Genomic DNA, 19,006 nt, shown 5'->3' on the forward strand with positions numbered 1-19,006 from the left:
TCTAAGGTTTCCAGAGTAAAGCTGATCTGCTCTGGGTAAGTCGGGACCTAAGGCGAGGTCGAAAGACGTAGTCGATGGACAACAGGTTGAAATTCCTGTACCGCATATTATCAGAACTGTGGGGACACAGAACCGAGAGAGAACCCGGGAATGAAAAGACCGGGGCAAGCATTGGACTGGTTAAGATGGAAAATCCGCTTAACAACAGGAAGGTGTGACGCGTACCGAACAAAAGTAGGGAAGTCTCTGTAGGGGCTGTCAAGAAAAGCCGCTATTGTGTAATATGTGCCCGTACCGTAAACCGACACAGGTGGATGAGGAGAGAATCCTAAGGCCGGCGGGAGAAGCATTGTTAAGGAACTCGGCAAAATGACCCCGTAACTTCGGGATAAGGGGTGCCTGAGAAATCAGGCCGCAGAGAATAGGCTCAAGCAACTGTTTAGCAAAAACACAGGTCTATGCAAAACCGAAAGGTGAGGTATATGGGCTGACGCCTGCCCGGTGCTGGAAGGTTACGAGGAGGGGTTAGCGGCAACGCGAAGCTCTGAATTTAAGCCCCAGTAAACGGCGGCCGTAACTATAACGGTCCTAAGGTAGCGAAATTCCTTGTCGGGTAAGTTCCGACCCGCACGAAAGGCGTAATGATTTGAGCGCTGTCTCGACAATGCACCCGGTGAAATTGAAATACCAGTGAAGATGCTGGTTACCTGCGCCAGGACGGAAAGACCCCATGGAGCTTTACTCCAGCTTGATACTGGGATTCGGTGCTGCATGTACAGGATAGGTGGGAGGCAACGAAGATAGGACGCCAGTCTTATCAGAGCCGATGTTGGGATACCACCCTTGCGGTATTGGATTTCTAACCTGCAGCCATAACCTGGCTGGGGGACAATGTCAGGCGGGGAGTTTGACTGGGGCGGTCGCCTCCGAAAGAGTATCGGAGGCGCTCAAAGGTTCCCTCAGAATGGTCGGAAACCATTCGAAGAGTGCAAAGGCATAAGGGAGCTTGACTGCGACACCGACGGGTGGAGCAGGTAGGAAACTAGGACTTAGTGATCCGGTGGTATAAAGTGGGATTGCCATCGCTCAACGGATAAAAGCTACCCTGGGGATAACAGGCTTATCACTCCCAAGAGTTCACATCGACGGAGTGGTTTGGCACCTCGATGTCGGCTCATCGCATCCTGGGGCTGTAGTAGGTCCCAAGGGTTGGGCTGTTCGCCCATTAAAGCGGTACGCGAGCTGGGTTCAGAACGTCGTGAGACAGTTCGGTCCCTATCCGGCGTGGGCGTAGGATATTTGAGAGGAGCTGTCCTTAGTACGAGAGGACCGGGATGGACTGACCTCTGGTGTATCTGTTGGTGATCAACACCATGGCAGAGTAGCCAAGTCGGGAAGGGATAAACGCTGAAGGCATCTAAGCGTGAAGCCCCCCTCAAGATGAGATATCCCATCGCAAGAGTAAGACCCCTTGAAGACGACGAGGTAGATAGGGCAGAGGTGGAAGCATGGCAACATGTGTAGCTGACTGTCACTAATAGGTCGAGGGCTTAACCAGGTTGGTTTAGGTAAGAGGAAAGAACGGATGAAAGATATATAACAATGTGTGGTTTTGAGGGTATATGTATTAACCTTCAAAAAGGTTTGGCCTGGTGGCTCAGTTGGTTAGAGCGCCGCCCTGTCACGGCGGAGGTCGTGGGTTCGAGTCCCATCCGGGTCGTTTTACAACTGAATTTTGCTTATGGGATCTTAGCTCAGCTGGGAGAGCATCTGCCTTACAAGCAGAGGGTCATAGGTTCGAGCCCTATAGGTCCCATTCTGTATGCACACGCCATACATGAGTAGATTTGTGCCGATGTGGCTCAATTGGCAGAGCAGCTGATTTGTAATCAGCAGGTTATCGGTTCGAGTCCGATCATCGGCTTGCATCAAAATTAAATATGGATGGGTTCCCGAGTGGCCAAAGGGGGCAGACTGTAAATCTGTTATCGACGATTTCGATGGTTCGAATCCATCTCCATCCATTTAGTGATTAAAATTCTAATCACTGCATATAATATAATTGAATAACGCGGGGTGGAGCAGTCTGGAAGCTCGTCGGGCTCATAACCCGAAGGTCGCAGGTTCAAATCCTGCCCCCGCAATTTTTGTTGGTATTTTTTATGAATTATGTGTTTTTTACACATGAGCCCAGATAGCTCAGTTGGTAGAGCAGAGGACTGAAAATCCTCGTGTCGCTGGTTCGATTCCGGCTTTGGGCATATGGGATACTAGCTCAGGTGGTAGAGCACTTGACTTTTAATCAAGTTGTCCGGGGTTCGAATCCCCGGTGTCTCAGGACAAGCCTTGGAACAGAAATGTTTCAGGGCTTTTTTTATGCAAAAAAATATTCGATGAAAGTATTACTATTCATCGAATTCTACGATCACATAATATCCCCTGTCGTTGTGTTTGATTTCTTTCACAATTCCATGATCTGATTTAATACGGTCACGGCCCATATAGCATCCGGACATGGCAACCGCAGGGTCGATAATATAGCTATAGCTGCTGGTTCCTTCTCTTTCGATAATTTGAACCTGGTCACCGGCCGTTACAAGTCCGGGGCGTTCCATTTTAAATTCTATCAGTCTCATAATCGGTGTTCTCCTTCTTATTTCCAGGTTATTATAACCCTGTGAGAAAAAATTGTAAAGATTAGATAAGAATGATATACTAAAAGGGCAATTTTGAGTGCTGTTAAGAGAGGCGGTTGGCAGGGTGAGTGATAATAGGAATCTATTAGAACGATTAAAGGAGTATGGAAGATCAGATTTTTATCCCTTTCATATGCCTGGGCATAAAAGACAATGGGAAGAATCATTTTGTGAGAAATTTACCAACCCATTTTCTGTTGATATTACGGAAATTGATGGATTTGATAATCTGCATCATCCTCAGGGAATATTAAAGGAGTCTATGGGATGGGCAGCGGACGTATATAAAAGTGACAGGACTTATTATCTGGTGAATGGAAGCAGCTGTGGGATATTAAGCGCCATCAGCGGTACGGTATCAAGAGGCGGAACTATTTTGATGAGTAGAAATTGTCACAAGTCGGCATTCCATGGAGTTTTCCTCAATAATTTAAAAGCAGAATATATTTATCCACAATTGATCGGGGAATTTGGCCTTCAAGGTGGAATACTTCCTGAAGATATGGAATGGATGTTGAAAAACCATCCGGATGTGGAAGCCGTACTTGTGGTATCTCCTACTTATGACGGTATTGTTTCGGATGTGGGTAAGCTAGCGGATATAGTTCATAAATTTGGTTTACCTTTGATTGTTGATGAGGCACATGGCGCTCATTTTTCATTTGGAAAGGGACAGGGATTTCCTGTTTCAGCCATTGAACTTGGGGCTGATGTGGTGATTCAGAGTCTTCATAAGACACTTCCCTCTCTTACACAGACGGCTGTTATGCATGTAAAAGAAGGGTATGTGGATATGGACAGGCTGGACCGGTATGTGCATATGTATCAGACCAGCAGTCCGTCTTATGTTCTGCTTGCTTCCATAGACAACTGTATCGGATATATGGTTGAAAATGGGTCAAAATGCATGAATGAGTTCTATGAGAGGATAATGGAGTTAAGGGATGGATTGAAAGATCTTAGCTGTCTGAAGATTCTTGATGAACAGGTGAAAGGACAGTCAGGAGTGTATGAGGTTGATTTATCAAAGCTTATTATATCTACAAGGGAGTCTAAATACTCGGGAGCTGAACTGGATCATTTATTAAGAGAAGATTATCATTTGGAAATGGAAATGTGCGGAACGGACTATGTAACGGCTATTTTAACCATGGCTGACACAAGAGAAGGATTTAAAAGGCTTTCCCAGGCATTGCTGGAGATTGATTCAACGGCAGGGAAGGGCTCTGAAATATGCTATGGCGCGAGATATTTAGCAGCGGAATACAACAGTTTTAAAGTCAGACCCGAATGCAGGATTACCATTGGGAAGTCAATGGACTCACGTAGAAGAAAAGTTCTTTTAAATGATGCAGCGGATCTTGTCTCAGCGGAATTTGTTTACATTTATCCCCCGGGTATCCCCATTATTGCGCCTGGCGAAGTGCTGAAAAAGGAACTGATTGAATTGATTGCAGCATATAAAGATATGAAACTTCCGGTACAGGGACTGGAAGATGAAAAGATAGAACATATTTATGTTATGGATGAATTAGCTGAATAAATAAGTTTGGAGTAGGAAACGATGAGCAGGATTTTTTATATTATGGGTAAAAGTGCGTCTGGGAAGGATACTATTTATAAGAAACTTCTGGAGAGAATTCCTGGTTTAAAAACTATTACCCCATATACCACAAGACCAATTCGGGATGGGGAAGTTAACGGAGTGGAATACTTTTTTACAACCAGAGAAGAGCTGGAACAATTCCGCAGAGACGAGAAATTAATTGAAGAACGTACTTATGATACAATCTATGGACCATGGACTTATTTTACGGTAGACGATGGCCAGTTTGAACGGTCAGGACGGGAGTCTTATCTTATGATCGGGACCTTGGAATCTTATGAAAAAACCAGACATCATTTTGGAAGTGAGTATTTGATTCCAATTTATGTGGAGGTGGATGACAGAGAGCGCTTACTTCGTTCTATTGAGAGAGAAAGATGTCAGGAAATGCCTAAATATAAGGAAGTGTGCAGAAGATTTCTTGCGGATGAAGAAGATTTTAAAGAGGAGAATCTGCTTCGATGCGGTATTGATACGCGTTTTAATAATGATGATCTTGATTGCTGCCTGGATGAGATTACAGAACAGATTAAAAAGAGTTTATAAATAAAATGCTCTCTGAAACTGGTGTATTACCAAGTTGTTCAGAGAGCATTATTATGTTTATTTTGCTGCAAGTCTTCTGGCTTTTGCTTCCATACGGGATCTTGTTACATCAATGAATACGGCTGCGATGATAACCATACCAATTACAATGTATTGAACAGAACTTGAGGTATTAAGGAGTGTCAGTCCGTTACGAATGGTAGAGATCATCAGTGCACCGATTAACGTTCCCCAGATGGTTCCCTTGCCTCCCATGAAAGAGGCACCTCCTATAATACAGGCTGCAATGGCATCTGTGTCATAAGGAGATATGGCTGCAGATGGATTTGCCACTGCAGAACGTCCTACGATTACCAGGCCGGCTATTGCACACATGAAGCCGGATAAGCTGTAGACAAAGATCAGGACGTTGTCGGAATTGATGCCTGATAGACGGGCAGCTTCCGGATTACCGCCTACACAGTAAATCATTCTGCCCAGTGCGGTTTTGTTTAAAAAGAAATGATATACACCATATATTAGTAAAAGAACTACAAAGCATAGAGGAATTCCGGAGAATCCGTCCAGTGACTTAAACAGGTTGCAGGAGCCTAAAAATGTAACGCCTGCGGGGAAGTCGGAAATCGTTTTGGTTGATACCACTAATAAAGCAATACCGCAAAGTACGTTCTTCATACCCAGAGTAGATACAAAGGGATGAGGGAGATGCATTTTCGTCAACAGAAGTCCATTTAAAAAGCCAACACAAAGTCCTGTGATAATGCAGGCGAGTATGAGGATAAATGGATTGGTAATTCCCAGTGAATTCTTGAGCATACCCATTACACAGGCGCACAATATGGCATTTGCGCCTACAGAAAGGTCAATGCCTGCAGTAATCAGTACAACCAGCATTGCTGCGGATATCAGGCCGTTAACGGCCGTCTGACGCAGGATATTCATCATGTTATTCATTGTAAGAAATTTGTCTGTTGCTACTGACAGAATCATAAACAACAGGATCAGAGCCAACAGCGGAGCTGCCTTACTGACTATGTCTTTCATTTGTTTTGTTTTCATTGTATAGCACCTCCCCAGGCAGCTTTCATAATTGTCTCCTGATTCAGTAAGTCACTGTCTCGTGAAAGCTCACCCATGATTTTTCCTTCTCTCATTATAATGACTCTGTCACTCATTCCGATAATTTCAGGCAGCTCAGAGGAAATCATGATTACACATTTTCCTGCTTTAATTAAGTTGTTCATGATGTTATAAACTTCAACTTTTGCGCCTACATCAATGCCTCTGGTGGGTTCGTCAAAGATATAGATATCTGCATTGGTATTGATCCATTTGCCGATTACTACTTTCTGCTGATTTCCACCGGAGAGCTGACCCACTGCTTCTTTTGAATCTGATATTTTAATTCTTAAACCGTCTACATTATCTCCGGTTAGCTGGTCAATGTGCTTCTCATCCAGAAAGAGTCCTTTTTTGCATTTTTTCATGGAACTGAGAATGAGATTGGTACGTACTGACTGGGTCAGAACAAGACCCTGGCCTTTCCGGTCCTCTGTTAAAAATGCGATGCCATGTCGGATTGCATCCTTTGGAGTTTTAATTGTGGCAGGTTTTTCATTGATATAGATATTTCCCGAATCATGGCCGTCAGCACCGAATATGGCGCGGAACGTCTCTGTACGGCCAGCGCCTACCAGGCCAGCAAAACCCAGTATTTCTCCGTAATTGGCATGGAAACTCACATCTTTTAAAAGTCCGGTTGAATTCAGATGCTCTACTCTTAAGGCCTCTTTCCCTCTGGTGGTCTCTATCTTTGGATACTGGTTATCCAGAGTTCTTCCTACCATGGCAGAGATCAGTGAGTCATTGTCCATCTCCGAAATATCTTTTGTCAGAATATGTTCCCCATCTCTCATAACGGTTACGCGATCGCATAAATCGAAGAGTTCTTCCAGTTTGTGGGATACAAACAGGATGGAGATTCCTTTTTCCTTTAGAGAACGGACTGTCTTCATTAATTGAGCAACCTCTTTTTCACCAAGACTGGAAGTCGGCTCATCCATAATGATCAGCTTGGCATCAATTAAAACAGCTTTTGCTATCTCAACCATCTGCTGTATTCCCATACCATAAGAACCACATTCTTTTTTTACATCAATATCCTGTCCCAGTGACATCATTACCTCATGGGCCATCTCATGCATTTTCTCATATTCCAGGAGCGGGCTGTTCTTCTTTTTCAGCGCTTTATTAATAAATATATTATCTGTGACTGACAGAAGGCGTACAATATTAAGTTCCTGGTAAACACAGGCGATTCCATGAGCTGCAGCCTCTCTGGGGTTTTTAAAGGAGACCTCTTTCCCATCCATGATGAGAGTACCTTCTTCCGGGGTATACACCCCGGTCAGTACTTTAATCAGCGTAGATTTACCGGCACCGTTTTCACCGATCAATCCATGAATTTCGCCTGGTTTTATTTCCAGTGACATATTGCGCAGAGCCACAACTCCTGGGAAGCGTTTCGTCACATCTTTCAGTTCCATTAAGCTCATAGCAGTTCAACCCTTTCTGTTTCTTACAAGCAGGTTATTTTAAATAGCCTTTCAGTTTTTCTAAGTAGTCTTTTGCATTTTCAGAAGAAATAACTTCACAGCCTGTATCAACGAAGGATTTCACAGTCTCTCCCTTTACAGCTTTTACTGCAGATTCTACTGCTTTATATCCCATGGTGTAAGCTGACTGGGCGCAGGTTGCAGAAATAGTTCCGTCGATGATATTCTGAACACCACTCTGATTACCATCAAATCCTACTATGACTACATCTTTTAATCCGCTTTGTTTGCAGGCCGTTGCAGCTCCTGCAGCAGTATCGTCGTTATGACATAAGACGATCTGAATGTTACCGCTCTGGGCAGTAATCATGTTTTCCATAACATTGGCAGCCGTGTCAGGGTTAGACTGGGCATACTGTACGGAAACCACGTCTATTCCATTTTCTTTCATCGCTCTTTCGTAACCGGCCTGTCTGGCATCGCTGGTGGCATTTCCTTCAACCCCACCTATAATAACTGCTTTTGCTCCCTTGCCGGCTTTTTCTGCAGCATATAATCCGCCCTGATAGGCTGCTTTGTCATTACCGGTACCGACAAAGGCTATTTTTCCGGGTATTTCAGCATCGGTATCTACGGTTATGATTGGTATTTTTACATCACCAATTACGCTGGCAACTGATTCCGACTGGAGAGGGGAGATAACAAATGCATCAATGCCTCCTGACAGCATGGTTTCAATCATATTGTTCTGTTCGTCATAAGCTGTTTCTGAAGCAGGACCCTGAAGGTCAACTTTAACACCTAAATCCTTTGCAGCAGCATTGACTCCAGCCGCTACGTAGCTCCAGTATTCGCTGGAAAGCGTTTTTAAGATTACACCGACTTTGATATCTCCCGTAGTGGAAGCGGCGGTGGAAGCAGGGGCAGCAGCGGCAGTGGTAGCTTCACTGCTGGCTGGCGTTGCATCCGCTTTTTTTCCTGCGCAGCCGGTAGCTGATACCAGTAAGGCAGAAATTAACATCATGGATAAGATTCTTTTTTTCATGTTTAATCTCCTTTCACAACACGTATTATACAAGTTGCATAAAATGATTCAATGTAATTACTATTTTATAGACAAAAACACAATAACACAATGGTATAATTTGCGCTGTAAGGGGGTGGATGTTTCGATATCTTATTTTATATCAGATGAAAAAAAGCCCGGCAGAGATAGGCTTTTTTCAAAGAGAGGTGGTGGAAAATGGAAGCAGTTAATCTGTAAACAAACAGCCATTTTCGACGGTCAGATGTTTTCCTTTCATGGTATATGCTTCTGTTATATGATTTGTAATGAGTATGACTGCAATTCCGGATTTTAGTGCTTCATCAAGCAGGTTGATGGTCAGGGAACGAAGCTGAAAATCAATGGATGAAAATGGTTTAATACAGACCAGTACTTTAGGACGTAGGAAAATCCATCTGTAATAGATCAGCTTCAGCTTGCATTCGTCACTGACATTCTCCGCTTTCTCTACCAGTTCCTTTTCTGTAAAAATCCCTTCAGTCATATTTTTAACCAGCTTTCGATAGGATTTTTTTAATTGTATGCCAGCTTTTTTTTGCATGAACATAAAAATAAAGTTATCCATAATCGTCATATCGGTAAATATCATCTCATCTAAAGATCTTGCCTCGATGAATACAATTTCGTTTAAAACAGAGCGAAAAATAGTATCTGATCGGTTGGATATTATTGCTTTTCCGGTTATGGAACGGCAGCTTTCCAACATGGAAATAGCGTGACTGCATTCTGCAGAATTTGTGTCCAGTATATTTAACAATTCCCCTCCCTTTATATAGTGGGTTAAGGAAATTATGGGATTCAGTTTTAAATCCTGAATATCTTCGGTATCTGTAATGGTTTGATCATTTACTGACTGAATAAAGTGATGGGGGGTGAATCGGCTTAAGGATCTTCCGTTTTTTATAATGGTAATTTCATCAGCGCGTTTCCATAAATCGGAATTGCTTCCTGAGACATAGAGAAAGGTCATTCCCTTTCCTTTTAATTTGGCGGATAGTTCAAAGAAACCGTTCATCTCATCTTCTGATAAAAACATTTCCAGATCTGTAATAACTGCCAGCTTTCGTCCGGAAATATAGGCACGAAGGAGTTCAATCTGCTTTTGCTTTCCGTAATCCAGAGTATGGGCTTTGGAAGACATGGGGAGAGACAGATCCAGTTCTTTTAAAAGGTCCGGCGCCAGGCGGCAAAGTGAAGCGGCCCGGTTCCACCAGAATACCTTACTGTTAGCCACAAATATATTTTCTTCCACACTTAGCTGGGAGAATATACCACGGTTTTTCCCTATAAAAGCGGTTTGTTTTTGAATCTGATCATTAGAACGGCAGGAATTTATCTTTTCTCCATTCCAGTAGATCCAGCCGGAATCTGGTTTTAATGAGCCATTTAGAAGTCTTAAAAAATTCTGCTTTTCAATTAAATTAGGAATAATGGCGCAGCAAATCTGCCCCTGAAAGGCTCGCAGGCATACTCCTTTTAATAAAGTCTGATTTCCCTCAGAACAGTAGATATTTTCGTAGCGCAATACTTCCTGTTTCATTTTTCAAGCCTCTCTGCGTCATCAAGTATGTAGGGAAGGGTAAGAGATACTTCAGTTCCGGCTCCGGGAGAACTGAACAGATGAATGCCGTATTCCTCTCCCATAAGAAGACGTATTCTGGAATTTACGTTATTCAGTGCGATTCCGCCTTTTTTGTCTTCTCTCACGGAACCAGTGCCGCCTGCCATATGAAGAAGTGTATCATTTAAATGTTCGACTGTTGCTTCGTCTATGCCAATACCGTCATCTGAGACGGAAATATAAAGTATGGTATCGCTGTGATCAATGTCTATGATCACCTTTCCCCCCTCAACTTTTGGCTCTAGTCCATGCTTAATGGCATTTTCAACAATTGGCTGAAGAGTAAGCTTTGGTATTCTGGCTTTTAAAAGGTCTTCCTCCTCTGGCAGCAGGATATCCAGATATAACTTTTCCTCAAACCTGTATTTTTGAATTATAAAATAGTTTTTTACATTGGAAAGCTCCTCTTCCAGTGTTGTAAGACTTTCCATATTAGAAGTAGTATAACGGAAAAATACTGCCAGTGCTTCTGCAATTTTCCCAATCTCAGGAACTCCAGCCATAATGGCATCTGAGCGGATGGATTCCAGTACATTATAGAGAAAATGAGGGTTGATCTGATTTTGTAAGGCCAGATATCGGGCTTGCTGTTTTGCATTTTCAATCATCTTATCCTTATCCAGACTGGTATGGAGTCCTGATAACAATTCATCGAAGCTGGGAGATATGCCTTCCAGACTTTTAAAAAGCTCCGTGAATATGATCCCATTGTTAAAGAGCTCTGCCTGTTTTTCCATAAAACGCAGCGGTTCCCATATTTTTGCTTTTCCCCAAAGAAGAATTGAAAATAATCCAAGACCCATAAATAGAATCAGGAGTACTGCAAAGTAGGATTCCTGACTGTGATCCTCCATCAGAATCAGGAAAAGCATAAGAAGCATAAGAATACTCCAGGATATCAAAGTACCGATCCATATGACAAACCGGTTTTTTAACCATTGCTTTTTCAATTAGATTCCTCCCAGCTATCGGTTGGTAAACAATTTCCTGTATTCATTGGGCGAAACGCCAAGGGTCTTTTTAAACTGTCTGGTGAAAAATTTGATATCATTATATCCGGCCAGTTCAGCAACCTCACTGATGCTTCTTTCTTTTTCTGTGAGCAGCTTTTTAGCGGTGTCAATGCGCACCATTTGTATATACTCGGTTAAGGTTTTTCCGGTTTCTTTTTTAAAGAGAGAGGAAAAATAGGTGTAGCTGAACCCTGTATTTTTAGCCAGCTCTTCCAGCTTAATATTAATTCCCTTATTTTCTTCTATAAAATGTTTGGCATAGATGACAGGCTTTATTTCTCTGTTTTTCAAATGATCCAGCACATTCATAAGTGTTTCACAGAGAATGTCTTCCAATAGACGGAACGTCTGCTCAAGACTTGTACAGTGTTCGTACATTTCAGAAAACCAGGCTTCTTTTTCGTGTTCGTCCAAAGAGGAATCCAGCTGCTTGAATCCATTGAGATAATAGTTAAGAATCAGCAGGAGATTTTTCTTTACCTGTAAACAGGAGGTTATATCTTCTGCCTTCATAATATGTTTTGCAGCTTCCACACATTTCTTAATCTCTTCCATATCAAAGGCTTCCGGCCTGTTTTCCAACAGCTTTAAGATTCTGGCGTCCATGGCGGAGGAGAGACCCGCGTTTACAAAAGGTGGTTTTATCTCTGAGACTGTATTTAACCCAGTGAGAAAACGGTTACCCATGGCAATACGGCTTTCCTTAATTCGTTTAATCAGCTGGATGCAGCTATCTGCCTGTTCGCTGACAACAGCATTAAAGTAGAGCCTTGGGAATAAATCCTGAAGACTGAGGACACGCTCCTTTATGTGGTTTACGGATTCCAGCAGCTCTTTCCTGTCAAGAGCATCAGAAAATAGAAGAAAGAATATTCCTTCTTCTGTTACTTCAGAGATCCAGATCCAGTTGTGGGAGGAAAACTCCACTTCAGCTATTTCAAGGGTTTTCTCTGTTAAAAGCTGGTAGCTTTCTTCCGTAAATTCCCTGTAACTGATATTGGGTTTTACTGCAATACACCTTGCTGAATTCTTCATAATATCAGCAGCATTTATTTTTTCAACTTCCTGCAGTATGTTCTCCTCCTGTTCGTTTAACTGCTTTTGTAAAACAGTTTTCAAAAACAGGTGTTTAAATGTACCGGTATAATTCTTTATGGTTTCTTCAAGATGCAGGCGGGTGGATTGTATGGATATCTGTTCCTGGGTTTCCTTAACCAGTTTTTTTAATGTACGGGTTAAATCTTCCTGGTTGATGGGTTTTAGCAGATAATCTCTTACCCCAAACCGCATTCCCTGCTGTGCATACTGAAAGTCTTTATAACCGCTGATGATGATGCATTTGAGAATTTCGTTCTGCATTTTTGCTTCTTCAATCAGACGAAGACCATCCATTCCAGGCATTCGGATATCTGTAAGAAGAATATCCGGTTTTTTTTCATTAATCAGCTGCAGAGCAGTTAAACCGTCGTATGCGGTTCCAAGCAGCCGGATGCCAATTTCATCCCAATTAACTAAATATTCGATGAGCTTACAGATCTTTTTTTCATCGTCTGCAATTACCATTCCTAAAATTGCAATCATCTCCCGTTTTGTCATTTTTAACAGTATTGCCTTTTAGGTTAAGTATACTTCACTGGTAAGAGATTCTCAACATAAATAGTGTTGAAAAATGTTGGAAATTGTAAAAAACACCATAATATTTTAGATATTCATTAAAATATTGAGTAATAATGCTTTTTAATATCGGTTAATTTGTTAAATTTATATCAAAAACGCATAAAAGCAGTTCAATTCATAGTAAGAAACTATGAGTAAAGATGAATTTTCTTGCTATCAATGGGTGGGTTTGGTATATTATTAATAAGATTTTGTACCGTAAAAAAACATAGAAATGTAAGAGGTATAATAAGGTGACTAAAATATGAATGCTATGGAAGCCCGTAAGAGCAGATTCTTTAAAAATATGTTTTTGTCCTACTGTCTGATCATTATATTAAGCTTTCTCATTTACTCGGTTACAGTCATTTATGAGGCTGCAAAAGTGAAAGAAAATCAGGCAGTTAAGTATTATGAAACAAAGGCCCAGGCATTTGCCAATGGGATGGATCAGCAGATTTACAGCGCACAGAATATCATAACAAATCTTAACAATTCCTCGTTGATTAATAAATTGTATATGACTGTTCAGATGCAAAGCCCGGTTGATTCCTATCTTTTGTACCAGGTGTTAAATGACATCCGCTATCAGAAAACAGCTGGAGATGATTTTAATATCTCAGATGTAGTCCTGATGATGAATAATTACAATAAGGTATATACCAGTGATGAGGTGATTCACTTATCTGATCGCATTGATTTATCAGAATGGAAAACCGACCGTCTGGCAATTACAGATTTAAATACCTGTTTAAATATGAATAACAGCCAGCTGACATTTTTCAAAAAATACCTCATATTCAGTGGTGCCTATCAATATGGATCTGGATCACAGAGAGGTATTATCTGCGTTCTGTTTGAAAATCAGAAGATAGAAGAGATGCTTAAGGCTGCATCGGGTGAGGCCCGGGGATATGCAGTTTACTATAATGGAAAACCGGTTATAAAAGAGGGGATTGAAGATGGAAGAAGCTTTAAACAGACCTCACAGGTAAGCAGTGCCATCTCTTATGAGATTATAGCGGATCATAATAAGTTTGGCTTTGAGTTCTCTGACTTAGGATCTTTTGCATTGGTATTTGGATTTCTGATTTGTGTGGGATATTTAATTCTGGCTTACTTTTTTACAAACCGGTATTCATCCCCATTTGAGAAAATCAGGCTTTTAGTGGGGAAAGACAGGAAAGAGGGAAAAAACGAAGCAGAAAAAATTGTCTCCGGTGTGGTTGATCTTCTTGGAGAGCGTAATGGGTATATGCAACAGGTTCATAACATGTCACCTTATGCCAGCCAGGGAATTCTTCACAGTCTTATTCTTGGGAGTGATGGGGAATCCGGTAATAAAGAATTTCTGACTGATTTTGTCCAGTTAAAACGAGTATTTTTTCTGGCTGCAATGGTTGATTTATATTTTGGAGAAAAATGGAGTAAGGATGAGGCAAAGAAAGCGGTAAAAGCAATTTCCCTGCTGGCAGAACAGGAATCAGATGAGGAATTTAAGATCTTGTCTTATAAAAAGGATTCTTTCCATGTCTATCTTATTTTTAACAGTAATAACGGAGAGCGTCTGGAGGATAAACTTTACGAATTTTTTGATAAAATGAAAAAGACCCTGGATTCCAGGTGTATGGTGACCGTTGGAGCAGATGAGGTTAAGGAAGAACTGGAAGAGATCTCTGTTTCCTGTGACAATGCAATGCTTGCTTTGGAAAAAATTTTATGGGAGGGAAGAGGGGCCATCTATTTTCATGATCCACAGTCAGACTGTTCTATGAATTATTATTTTCCTAAGGATGGAGTAAAACAGCTGACTAAGGGAATGAAGGACAGGGACAGGGAGTCTATCCGTCATTTCTTTGAGGAGATTGAGAAGAAAAACCAGATGGAGTTTGATAATTCTGTTTATGCCGGAAAGCTGCTGTTAAGTGAGCTTTATGTTACCGTTGCAAAAGCAATGCAGGCAGTATGGGATCAGTGTGGCATTCCTTTAAGAAGAGTGGATGTCTGCCCCTCTTACCGTACCATGGATGAGGTCATTGAATATTATAGTAATCTGATCGAAGGGCTTTTTATTGAAGTGGACCAATCTGAGGAATTAAGAGAGGAATATTTCCAGAATGAATCGGAATTAATTGAGTATATCAATAAGAATGATAAAAATCCGGACCTTTCCCTCACCCAGATAGCGGACCATTTTTCGGTAAGCAGCAAATATGTGACTGCTTTGGTGAAAAAGCGGTTTGGCATGACCTATTTAAAATATGTGCAGGAACGAAGAATTTCTTATGCCATTGATCTTTTAAAGAATTCGTCTCTTCCCCTTGAGAAAATAGCGGAGGAATGTGGTTACACCAATATGCTGACATTCCGAAGAAACTTTAAAGCGATTATGGCGTGTAACCCAAGTGACTTCCGGGGAGAGAAAACTACGGAAGAAGAGTCGTAATAAATCAACAAATAAAAGGGCTATAAAACCAGGAATGAATCAAAAAAGGATAGTAAACACTGCTTCCTTTTTTGATTCATTCATTTTTTGTGGTCAAAATGCCCTTGGAAAAAGTGAAACTAGCAAAAAAGTAGGGCAAATTATACAATTTACTCATAACTCATCAAATGGAAGGGGACAAAAGAAATGAATGTGCTTGCCAGCAAAAAAGCAAAGCCAGAGATAAAAAAACTCTCGAAAGAAGAAAAAAAACTGCTGTTTCGAAAAAATGTGAAGAGAGATAAATATCTGCTTCTAATGTTTGCACCAGTTTTGATCTATTATCTGATATTCGCCTATTTACCTATGACAGGTCTTGTAATGGCGTTTACACAATTTAAGGCGGGCAGCGGAATGATGGGCCTTTATACAGGTACCTTTGTGGGGCTGAAATGGTTTATTCAGTTTTTTAACTCACCATATGCGTTCCGGTTGATTCGAAATACCTTTTTGCTATCATTTTATTCGTTAATATTTGGGTTTCCGATTCCTATTATTTTTGCACTGTGTATTACCCAGATAAAAAACAAGTATTTACAGAAAGGGACTCAGATCATTACATATTTACCTTATTTTATCTCTACGGTAGTCATCTGCGGAATGATAACAAACTTTTTATCACCGTCCAGTGGAATTATTAACCAGCTGATCGTTAAGGCAGGGGGCACCGCAATAAACTTCCTGGGTGAGCCTAAATGGTTTCGGGCGATTTATGTTATTTCCGGTTCCTGGCAGAGCTTTGGATTTAATTCCATTATCTTTGTAGCTGCAATTATGGGCGTTGCACCGGAACTTTATGAAGCAATGAAGGTGGATGGTGCCAGCAAGGTTCAGACGATACGTTATCTGGTGCTGCCAAGCATTAAGCCAACCATCGTGCTTTTACTTATTATGTCACTGGGCAATCTCTTAAATGTGGGATTTGAAAAGGTTTATCTTCTTTATAATTCAGGAATCTATGATACGGCTGATGTAATTTCCACTTATGTTTACAGGCAGGGTATTGGCAGTCAGAATTACAGCTATGCAACAGCAGTGGGACTGTTTAATTCGCTGATTGCTTTTGTCATCGTATTTACGGCAAACAGGCTCAGCAGAAAACTGACAGAAACATCGGTATGGTAAGGAGGAAGAGATGAATCAGAAAAGTACATGGATAGAGTTTAAAAATGAATGTATCACAGATAAGCTGTTTGATATCTGCATCTGGGTACTGATTGCGGCGGCAGTCTGTATTACCCTGTATCCCTTTATATATGTTGTAAGTATTTCCTTAAGCTCTGGTGAGGCGGTGAACAAGGGATTAATTACCCTGTTACCGGTGGATGTGAATCTGGATACCTATCGGATGGTTATGTCTTATAAGGATCTATGGATTTCTTATGGAAATACATTTTATTATACCGTTATGGGAACCTTTTTAAATATCGTATTTACCTGTCTGGCAGCTTATCCGCTTTCCAGAAAACGGTTTTTCTTAAGAAAGAAAATGAATTTCCTCCTGGCATTTACCATGTATTTTTCCGGTGGACTCATACCAAGTTATCTGGTTGTAACGGGGCTTGGTTTGTATAACAGCAGACTGGCCATGATACTCCCGGTCCTGGTAAGCGCTTATAACGTTATGATCTGCCGTTCTGCGTTTGAAGGAATTGCTGAGGAATTATTTGAAAATGCGTATCTTGAGGGAGCAAATGACCTTCAGATTTTGGTAAAAATAGCAATCCCATTAGTAAAACCGACGTTAGCTGTTTTAACTCTGTATTATGCAGTGGCACGGTATAATGATTTCTTTAGTGCGCTGCTTTATATCGGAAAGCAGAATCTTCAGCCGCTGCAGTTGTTTCTTCGAAGAATTCTTCTGATGGCATCTGCAGAGATTATGCAGTCTTCCGGAAATGCAACCGCCGCCAGTGCAGCAGCTCAGTCTACCATTCAGATCAGATACGTCTGCATCGTTTTATCTATGGTGCCAATCGTATGTCTCACTCCCTTTATACAGAAGTATCTGGTGAAAGGTACCATGCTGGGAGCAGTAAAAGGATAATCATGTTTTGATTATATATAATAAAAATGAGGAGGACGTTACAATGAAAAAGAAGGAATATTGGAAAGCAGCAGTCATATCTGCAATGATAGCTGCAGCGGCGTTATCTGGCTGTTCAGGGAAGAACACCCAGACGGAATCAAAAGAGGAAAAAAGCAATGAGGCTGAATTTAATTACACCGGGGCAGCACCGGTAACCAACACCCCCGATGCAAAGGTCAGCATTCTTGCACAAAATTCATGGTACTCTACCGTAGACTATGCCAACGCGGATATTATTAAGAAAATTGCTTCCAATGCAGGTGTGACAATTGACTGGACCCTTGTCTCACCTACCAATTATAAGGACAGCGTCAGCCCGATGCTGGCATCCGGTTCGGATCTTCCAAATATCGTGGAACTCCCTGATCTGGATGAAAATATGACTTATATTACTGGAGGACTTTTCTATCCTCTTGATGAGTATATGAATTATATGCCGAATTACAAGAAGTTTCTGGATAGCAACCCGGCTATAAAAGCCAGTCTGACAGCTGAGGATGGTCATATTTACTATGTACCTCAGACAGTTGTAACGGATAATTATCAGCCCTGTACCATGATGAATATGCAGTGGTTGGATCAGCTGGGTCTTCCGGTACCAACCACACTTGATGAGTTTGTAGAAGATCTGCGTGCGTTCCGTGATAATGATATGAACGGAAATGGAGACAAAACGGATGAGATTCCATTAAGCGTAACAGCTAAGAATCTTCCTTTTATGTTTGGCCCGGCGTTTGGTCTTAACCTGGTAGATGGTTTTTATGCGGATGAAAGTGGAAAGGTACACTATTCAGCTGCTGAATCTGAGAATTACAAGAAGTATCTTACGTTCTTAAATGGTCTTTATAAAGAAGGTCTTTTGGAGGTGGAATATACATCTCTTACCCGGGATCAGATTACAGAGCGCTGCGCCCGTAATATAACTGGTGCAACATTTGATTACAGCTGGCAGATGTCACAGCTTTACAGCAAGCAGTATCCGGAGTATACTGGTGAAAAAGGAATTATGGTTGGAATTCCACCTCTTTCCGGTGAATCAAATGGCTTTTATCTGGGAAGAAATCCTATTGCCAATATTTTCGGTGTAAGCAAGTCAGATAAAGACCCGCTTCTTGCCATTAAATTTTTAGATTATGCCATGAGTGAGGAAGCACAGAATTATTATGTATGGGGACTGGAAGGAGAAAGCTATACGGTATCAGCAGACGGCAAAAAGGCTTATACAGAAAAGGCATCTGATAACAACTGGCTGCAGCAGCTTGGTATCAATGCAGGATGTCTTCCTTCCCAGCAGTCGGTAGAGGCTACAGATGTACTTCTTCCAAAATGGCATGTTGATAAGGATAAGGAGCTTCAGGCATTTTCCAAGGCACCTTGGCCATTCATCTATTCTACAAAGGATGAGCAGAATATTATTTCCCAATATCTGGTTGATATTACTACTTATGTAGATGAAATGAATGTGGCATTTATTACAGGAACGACAGATCTTAGTACATTTGATTCCTATTTATCTACCCTTGACAATATGGGATTAAAGGATCTGCTGAAAGTGAAACAGCAGCAGTATGACCGGTTCGTTTCATCCACCAAATAATGAGTTTACGACCGGCACAGAGGATGGATTCTGTGCCGGTTTTTTACTTTAATTGTATATGTAATTGAAAGGATCA

At 41.4% G+C, this 19,006-nt stretch carries 13 protein-coding genes, 7 tRNA genes and 1 rRNA gene (1 of these 21 only partly in view); 14 read left to right on the forward strand and 7 right to left on the reverse strand.

The features are described 5' to 3' along the window. The 8 genes from ACOAOT_RS21355 to ACOAOT_RS21390 all read left to right on the forward strand — a co-directional run. Positions 1–1,558 (forward strand): 23S ribosomal RNA (locus tag ACOAOT_RS21355) (it extends 1,334 nt beyond the left edge of the window). 88 nt (positions 1,559–1,646) lie between these two features. After that, positions 1,647–1,720: transfer RNA gene (locus ACOAOT_RS21360), tRNA-Asp, on the forward strand. Positions 1,721–1,743: 23 nt separating this feature from the next. After that, a tRNA-Val gene (locus ACOAOT_RS21365) sits at positions 1,744–1,816 on the forward strand. A 35-nt stretch (positions 1,817–1,851) separates the two neighbouring features. After that, positions 1,852–1,924: transfer RNA gene (locus tag ACOAOT_RS21370), tRNA-Thr, on the forward strand. An 18-nt stretch (positions 1,925–1,942) separates the two neighbouring features. After that, a tRNA-Tyr gene (locus ACOAOT_RS21375) sits at positions 1,943–2,024 on the forward strand. A 46-nt stretch (positions 2,025–2,070) separates the two neighbouring features. Continuing rightward, positions 2,071–2,144 (forward strand) — tRNA-Met (locus tag ACOAOT_RS21380). Between the two features lie 44 nt (positions 2,145–2,188). Further along, positions 2,189–2,261: transfer RNA gene (locus ACOAOT_RS21385), tRNA-Phe, on the forward strand. A 3-nt stretch (positions 2,262–2,264) separates the two neighbouring features. After that, a tRNA-Lys gene (locus tag ACOAOT_RS21390) sits at positions 2,265–2,337 on the forward strand. A gap of 68 nt (positions 2,338–2,405) precedes the next feature. Here ACOAOT_RS21390 and ACOAOT_RS21395 read toward each other — a convergent pair. Next, positions 2,406–2,636, reverse strand: coding sequence for a hypothetical protein (locus ACOAOT_RS21395; RefSeq protein WP_170821087.1), 231 nt, complete (start codon positions 2,634–2,636; stop codon positions 2,406–2,408). A gap of 124 nt (positions 2,637–2,760) precedes the next feature. Between ACOAOT_RS21395 and ACOAOT_RS21400 the strand changes: the two genes are divergently transcribed. Then, positions 2,761–4,239, forward strand: coding sequence for an aminotransferase class I/II-fold pyridoxal phosphate-dependent enzyme (locus tag ACOAOT_RS21400; protein ID WP_420218797.1), 1,479 nt, complete (start codon positions 2,761–2,763; stop codon positions 4,237–4,239). Positions 4,240–4,260: 21 nt separating this feature from the next. Continuing rightward, the gene (locus ACOAOT_RS21405) at positions 4,261–4,848 is read left to right on the forward strand and encodes a nucleoside/nucleotide kinase family protein (RefSeq protein WP_420218798.1); all 588 of its coding nucleotides are present in this window, start codon (positions 4,261–4,263) and stop codon (positions 4,846–4,848) included. Between the two features lie 57 nt (positions 4,849–4,905). Here ACOAOT_RS21405 and ACOAOT_RS21410 read toward each other — a convergent pair whose 3' ends face one another. The 6 genes from ACOAOT_RS21410 to ACOAOT_RS21435 form a co-directional block, all read right to left on the reverse strand. Continuing rightward, positions 4,906–5,907: an ABC transporter permease gene (locus ACOAOT_RS21410; protein WP_420218799.1), complete on the reverse strand. Its 1,002-nt coding sequence runs from the start codon at positions 5,905–5,907 to the stop codon at positions 4,906–4,908. Beyond that, complete coding sequence (locus tag ACOAOT_RS21415) at positions 5,904–7,403, reverse strand: sugar ABC transporter ATP-binding protein (RefSeq protein WP_420218800.1); 1,500 nt, start codon at positions 7,401–7,403, stop codon at positions 5,904–5,906. The genes ACOAOT_RS21410 and ACOAOT_RS21415 overlap by 4 nt, the downstream gene beginning before the upstream one ends. A gap of 34 nt (positions 7,404–7,437) precedes the next feature. Beyond that, on the reverse strand, positions 7,438–8,448 hold the full coding sequence (locus ACOAOT_RS21420; RefSeq protein ID WP_420218801.1) for a sugar ABC transporter substrate-binding protein: 1,011 nt from the start codon (positions 8,446–8,448) through the stop codon (positions 7,438–7,440). 208 nt (positions 8,449–8,656) lie between these two features. Further along, positions 8,657–10,009, reverse strand: a complete 1,353-nt coding sequence (locus tag ACOAOT_RS21425; protein WP_420218802.1) for an ATP-binding cassette domain-containing protein — start codon at positions 10,007–10,009, stop codon at positions 8,657–8,659. Next, the gene (locus tag ACOAOT_RS21430) at positions 10,006–11,040 is read right to left on the reverse strand and encodes a sensor histidine kinase (protein WP_420218803.1); all 1,035 of its coding nucleotides are present in this window, start codon (positions 11,038–11,040) and stop codon (positions 10,006–10,008) included. Before ACOAOT_RS21430 ends, ACOAOT_RS21425 begins: the two co-directional genes overlap by 4 nt. 15 nt (positions 11,041–11,055) lie before the next feature. After that, positions 11,056–12,699 carry a response regulator transcription factor gene (locus ACOAOT_RS21435; protein ID WP_420218804.1) on the reverse strand — a complete coding sequence of 548 codons (1,644 nt, stop codon included), beginning with the start codon at positions 12,697–12,699 and terminating at the stop codon, positions 11,056–11,058. Positions 12,700–13,024: 325 nt separating this feature from the next. On the opposite strand from ACOAOT_RS21435, the gene ACOAOT_RS21440 reads away from it, so the two are divergent. The 4 genes from ACOAOT_RS21440 (at position 13,025) to ACOAOT_RS21455 (ending at position 18,930) form a co-directional block, all read left to right on the forward strand. Next, the gene (locus ACOAOT_RS21440; protein ID WP_420218805.1) at positions 13,025–15,205 is read left to right on the forward strand and encodes a helix-turn-helix domain-containing protein; all 2,181 of its coding nucleotides are present in this window, start codon (positions 13,025–13,027) and stop codon (positions 15,203–15,205) included. A 186-nt stretch (positions 15,206–15,391) separates the two neighbouring features. After that, entirely contained in the window at positions 15,392–16,369 is a 978-nt protein-coding gene (locus tag ACOAOT_RS21445) for an ABC transporter permease (RefSeq protein WP_104439600.1), read from the forward strand. A 10-nt stretch (positions 16,370–16,379) separates the two neighbouring features. Then, the gene (locus ACOAOT_RS21450; protein WP_420218806.1) at positions 16,380–17,291 is read left to right on the forward strand and encodes a carbohydrate ABC transporter permease; all 912 of its coding nucleotides are present in this window, start codon (positions 16,380–16,382) and stop codon (positions 17,289–17,291) included. A 43-nt stretch (positions 17,292–17,334) separates the two neighbouring features. After that, positions 17,335–18,930 (forward strand): extracellular solute-binding protein, encoded by a 1,596-nt coding sequence (locus ACOAOT_RS21455; RefSeq protein ID WP_420218808.1) that lies wholly within the window; start codon positions 17,335–17,337, stop codon positions 18,928–18,930. Positions 18,931–19,006 lie beyond the last annotated feature (76 nt).

The organism is Lacrimispora struthionigena, from assembly GCF_048627165.1.
Taxonomy (GTDB): domain Bacteria; phylum Bacillota; class Clostridia; order Lachnospirales; family Lachnospiraceae; genus Lacrimispora.

Coding starts and splice junctions, on each gene's coding strand:
- ACOAOT_RS21395 (WP_170821087.1), bottom strand. CDS start 2,636: ATGAGACTGATAGAATTTAAAATGGAACGCCCCGGACTTGTAACGGCC.
- ACOAOT_RS21405 (WP_420218798.1), top strand. CDS start 4,261: ATGAGCAGGATTTTTTATATTATGGGTAAAAGTGCGTCTGGGAAGGAT.
- ACOAOT_RS21410 (WP_420218799.1), bottom strand. CDS start 5,907: ATGAAAACAAAACAAATGAAAGACATAGTCAGTAAGGCAGCTCCGCTG.
- ACOAOT_RS21415 (WP_420218800.1), bottom strand. CDS start 7,403: ATGAGCTTAATGGAACTGAAAGATGTGACGAAACGCTTCCCAGGAGTT.
- ACOAOT_RS21420 (WP_420218801.1), bottom strand. CDS start 8,448: ATGAAAAAAAGAATCTTATCCATGATGTTAATTTCTGCCTTACTGGTA.
- ACOAOT_RS21425 (WP_420218802.1), bottom strand. CDS start 10,009: ATGAAACAGGAAGTATTGCGCTACGAAAATATCTACTGTTCTGAGGGA.
- ACOAOT_RS21435 (WP_420218804.1), bottom strand. CDS start 12,699: ATGACAAAACGGGAGATGATTGCAATTTTAGGAATGGTAATTGCAGAC.
- ACOAOT_RS21440 (WP_420218805.1), top strand. CDS start 13,025: ATGAATGCTATGGAAGCCCGTAAGAGCAGATTCTTTAAAAATATGTTT.
- ACOAOT_RS21445 (WP_104439600.1), top strand. CDS start 15,392: ATGAATGTGCTTGCCAGCAAAAAAGCAAAGCCAGAGATAAAAAAACTC.
- ACOAOT_RS21450 (WP_420218806.1), top strand. CDS start 16,380: ATGAATCAGAAAAGTACATGGATAGAGTTTAAAAATGAATGTATCACA.
- ACOAOT_RS21455 (WP_420218808.1), top strand. CDS start 17,335: ATGAAAAAGAAGGAATATTGGAAAGCAGCAGTCATATCTGCAATGATA.